Origin of the sequence: Acinetobacter sp. YH12105 (genome assembly GCF_013419095.1) — a bacterium.
Taxonomy (GTDB): Bacteria; Pseudomonadota; Gammaproteobacteria; order Pseudomonadales; family Moraxellaceae; genus Acinetobacter; species Acinetobacter pseudolwoffii.
On record NZ_VPAU01000039.1, the window covers coordinates 1 to 4,410 of the forward strand.

The 4,410-nt window shown below is 40.6% G+C and carries 4 protein-coding genes and 1 pseudogene; 3 read left to right on the forward strand and 2 right to left on the reverse strand.

Annotated elements, in window-relative coordinates:
* Positions 1-104: 104 nt before the first annotated feature.
* The gene (locus FTU44_RS14880; RefSeq protein ID WP_180051295.1) at positions 105-1,157 is read right to left on the reverse strand and encodes a 2,3-butanediol dehydrogenase; all 1,053 of its coding nucleotides are present in this window, start codon (positions 1,155-1,157) and stop codon (positions 105-107) included.
* A 267-nt stretch (positions 1,158-1,424) separates the two neighbouring features.
* Positions 1,425-3,044, reverse strand: a complete 1,620-nt coding sequence (locus tag FTU44_RS14885; protein ID WP_109267733.1) for an oleate hydratase — start codon at positions 3,042-3,044, stop codon at positions 1,425-1,427.
* Between the two features lie 502 nt (positions 3,045-3,546).
* Between FTU44_RS14885 and FTU44_RS14890 the strand changes: the two genes are divergently transcribed.
* The 3 genes and pseudogenes from FTU44_RS14890 to FTU44_RS14900 form a co-directional block, all read left to right on the forward strand.
* Positions 3,547-3,849, forward strand: coding sequence for a transposase family protein (locus FTU44_RS14890; protein ID WP_171069802.1), 303 nt, complete (start codon positions 3,547-3,549; stop codon positions 3,847-3,849).
* The gene (locus FTU44_RS14895) at positions 3,797-4,168 is read left to right on the forward strand and encodes a transposase (RefSeq protein WP_024160689.1); all 372 of its coding nucleotides are present in this window, start codon (positions 3,797-3,799) and stop codon (positions 4,166-4,168) included. The genes FTU44_RS14890 and FTU44_RS14895 overlap by 53 nt, the downstream gene beginning before the upstream one ends.
* Before the next feature lie 45 nt (positions 4,169-4,213).
* Positions 4,214-4,410 (forward strand): annotated as a pseudogene (locus FTU44_RS14900) (IS6 family transposase); the annotation flags it as partial.

Below are 4,410 nucleotides of genomic sequence, written 5' to 3' on the forward strand. Positions count from 1 at the left end.
TAGACAAAATGACACCAAATGAGTTTTACTATGATCAGCTACCCCAACAAAACAAGGTGGCTTAACTAGAGCGGAATATCACTTATAAATACGCTTTTAGTTGTTCAAACAAGTGGGACCACCTCTGACTCATTATTATGAATCAATGTTTCAAAGCCTTTAGAAACAAGATCATCTAATGCAATCCGTTGGGTAATAAAAGGTTCTAGATTAATCTTACCTTGCTCAACCAAACGGATAGTTTCCTGATGATCATTTACATAAGCAATCGTGCCACGAATATCTAGCTCTTTCATCACCACACTATGCACATTAATTGTGGCAGGATGGCTCCAAATAGAAACGATAACGACTACACCAGTTGGTTTCATTGCTGCAACGAGTGTATCCATGACTTTATTGACACTACTACATTCAAAAGCGACATCTACACCGCGGTCTTCTGTAATTTTCATTACCTCAGCAACTACATCAACCTTAGATGGGTCTAGTACATAATCGGCAACACCCGCTTCTATCGCTTTTTCTTTACGTTTTGCACTCAGTTCAGTAATGATGACCGTGAGACCTTTAGCCTTTAAAATAGCAGATAAAAGTAAGCCTATTGGGCCTGCTCCACCAACCAGTGCGATATCGCCAGCTTTTGCGCCACTTCTGACATAGGCATGATGACCGACAGATAAAGGTTCTATCAATGCTGCTTGGTCTAAAGGAATATCATTTGAAATAGGATGTACCCAACGCCGCTGAACTGCAATTTTTTCAGAAAGACCACCACCGCGTCCGCCTAAACCAATAAAGTTCATATTTTTTGATAAATGATACTTATCATTGGGGCCAGTCGGCACATCGTCAGCAATGATGTAGGGTTCAACTACGACATGTTGCCCAATTTGGATATCATCTACACCCTCTCCAACTGCATAAACCACGCCTGAAAATTCATGTCCCATTGTTACAGGTGCAGATTCTCCCGAAATTGGGTGTGGGTGACCACAAGGTGGAATAAAAATAGGACCTTCCATGAATTCATGTAAATCTGTACCGCAAATACCACACCACGCAACTTGAATTCCAACTGTGCCTGGAAGTACTTTCGGTTCAGGGATATCTTCAATTCGAATATCCCCTCGGTCATAAAAACGAGCTGCTTTCATTTTATATTCCTTATATTGATGTTAACGGTAAACCAGTGCGTACACGGCCTCAACTTTCAATAAAGTATAAAAGGTGTTTGTGTAGGCAATACCCTTACTTTTGATAAGCCAAAAGAAAGCAAAAGCCTTTGTTACCCATACATAACATCCCTATTATGATGGATAACGTGTGGCATCCCTGCCACACTCGTGTATCCAAACGTTGCTTAAATTAAACTATGTAATAGTGGCGACATAAAGGTGCTCTTATCGCTATATATTAAAAACTTAGTGGAACACTGTTTCTAAAGCTTTTAAACCCACTTTGGGATCAAGTAGACCGTTGTAAATTTCAGGGATTTCACGTTCCACCCCAAAAAATTCATAAATGGCAAGCATCGCCCCACGAACTGAATATTCCACAGTAAAGACCACGTCATCTTCAATTTCCACAAACTGTCCAAGGAAAGCAAAGTTTTGTGAGCCTTGTGGAATTACCTGTGGACGATCCCCCGGTTTACGGCAGGCGAATAGGGCAGAGGCGTATGGCATCATGGCGGTAGTAACATCAGTCGTTGCCAAAACATGATCTAAAATGTCGTCAAAACCGAGCTGTTTAATCAGTTCTGTTAGGATTTCTTGCCCCGTGGCTTCGGACATTGGTTTTTTGATGTAATCGCCTATATGGTCAATTTGGAAACCGTAGCCCCATAAGGTATATAAACCTTCAGGTAAGTCGGCAAAGTGTGGCTGTGCAGGAACCACGATGGATAAATGCCAACCCGACTCATACCAAGTCATGAGTGCGCCTGTGCCTGGTTCATTGCCTGTATAGTCAATAATACGTTTAAGTAGCACGTCATCTTTCATGGTCAGAGTGAAAGACTCCCACTTATGTTCATCGACATTGCCATAAAAAGTCATTGGACGGCCAAAGTCTGGGGCTTTTTGTGCCAGCGTTTCCCAAAGCGTCCAGCCATGATCTTCTCGATGACGAATAAGGGCAGGCACGTCATGATTACCGCCATAACGTGAGTCTGCTGTAATAGAGCCTAAAGTGAAAATAGCTAAATCATTGGCTTTCAGATTAATTTGCTCTGAGCCTTCAGGCAATTGTACATATAGGCGTGAAGCGTAGCGTTCTTGAGTTTCAGCATTGGTAATGAAGTCTGCATCTGTGACATAGTGTCCAAAACGCACATCGACGCCTTGTGCGACTAACCAACGCTGTAGGGGCAGAATCATCGAGTCATATTGGTTGTACTTGGTACGTTTCACACCCGCTAAGGTATGAATGCGTGGCAATTCTTGAATAAAACGCAAGAAATAGCGTCTTAACTCTGCTGCACTGTGCCATTTTTGAAAAGCGAAAGTCGTGCGCCACATGCGCCAGAAATTGGTTTCAAAAAAGGTTTCATCAAAAAACTCATCAATGCGGCGACTGCCAATTTTTTCTTCTTTTGAAGCTAATAGGCGCAGCATCTGTGCACGATGTAGCGTATTCAGACCAAGCTTTGCTGCATCCGCAATGACATGTTCGGCATCAATCAACCGTGCATTGGCGTGGGTTTTCACTTTTTCATTAAACTCACGACATTCTTCACGCACCGAAATGTCTGGATTTTCCAAAGATGGAATACTGGAAAATAAGTCCCATAGGCACAAATAAGTTTCATCGGTCAGCATTCGCCCACCACGTGTTACCCAAGCTTGCGCGGCATGCGGTGTATGTCCACCATCCATCGAACCACCTGAAATATCGAGTTCTTCTAAAATATGGATATTTTTGGCAGGGACTTTGGCATCACGGATTGCAAATGCAGCAGCAGCCATACCTGCGATACCACCACCAATAATCCAAAGATGGGACTGTTGTGCGTCTAATGGGGTGCGCTTCTTCTTATGCATGGTTCACCTTTAATAATGATGTTAAAAACTATGAAGTATAAAATGTGATTTAGAAAAACCTTAAAAATAGTATGACTTTTTATATATGAAAAATGTATGAAATGGGAAGCAATTTACTCATTATATTTTGTAATCAAAAAAATGTAAGTAATGGTTATTTTTAATACACATTTGTATTTTTTTTAAAATAAAATATAATTTAAGTAATTGATTTTATTATTTTATTGAGTAATCACTCTATTTTGATCATATTTGTTTGTGTCTGAAGAATGTGTTTGAAACTAGGCTTTCTATTGATCATTAAAAGATATAATTGAATAATAGATCTCTTTCATAAATCAAAAAATGAGCACCTTTTTGATTGATATTTGTACTCTAATTTTCTTAGCATTCGTGCATAATCTGCGGATGAAATACATTGATTCAAAGAAGCTTTCTGAAACACAGTTTAAGCGATATACAGGCATCTCATGGTCAACCTTTTATTTAAATGGTTGAGCAATTGCAGAAGCATGTTCCAGCTAAAGGCAGACCACCCAAGTTAAGTGTGGAGGATCAGGTTCTGCTCTGTCTGAACTATTGGCGGGAATACCGAACTTTATTTCACATTGCTACGAGTTATGGGGTTTCAGAGCCTACAGCCTCAAGAATTGTACGTCATGTTGAAGATTGCCTGATTCAGTCCAAGCTGTTTAATTTACCGAAGAATTTGCCCGAAAGCGAAGGCATAGACTGGAATGTGGTGATCCTGGATGCCACAGAAATTCCAATTCAAAGGCCTAAAAAAACAGAAGAAAAACTATAGTGGCAAGAAAAAGACCCATACCTTTAAAGTACAGGCCATCATCCATTATAAAACTCAGCAAATTCTGAGTTTATGCACTGATCGCGGTACGGTGCATGATTTCGAGCTATTCAAACGCAATTTAAAGCAGATTCCTTCAGGAGCTTTTATCCTTGCAGATAAAGGCTACCTGGGAATTTATGCTGTGTATCCTAATAGCCTGTTGCCGTTAAAAGCCAAAAGACGCTGTAAACTGGATCCTGAACTCAAAATCTATAATCAGGAAATCAACAAAAGAAGAATCGGGATCGAGCATGTATTTGGGCACTGTTGCAAATAACCACGAATGGTAAGCTGAAGACTGTTTTAGCTAAAGATGCAGCATATGAATCCTTTCCATGGTCGGCATTTTCAGGGCGAAATCATTCTTTGGGCTGTGCGCTGGTATTGTAAACATGGCATTAGCTATCGTGAACTGCAGGAAATGCTGGCCGAACGGGGTGTGAATGTTGATCACACGACTATTTACCGTTGGGTTCAACGTTATGCTCCTGAAATAGAAAAACGTTTACGCTGGTATTG

Coding starts and splice junctions, on each gene's coding strand:
- FTU44_RS14880 (WP_180051295.1), bottom strand. CDS start 1,157: ATGAAAGCAGCTCGTTTTTATGACCGAGGGGATATTCGAATTGAAGAT.
- FTU44_RS14895 (WP_024160689.1), top strand. CDS start 3,797: ATGCCACAGAAATTCCAATTCAAAGGCCTAAAAAAACAGAAGAAAAAC.
- FTU44_RS14885 (WP_109267733.1), bottom strand. CDS start 3,044: ATGCATAAGAAGAAGCGCACCCCATTAGACGCACAACAGTCCCATCTT.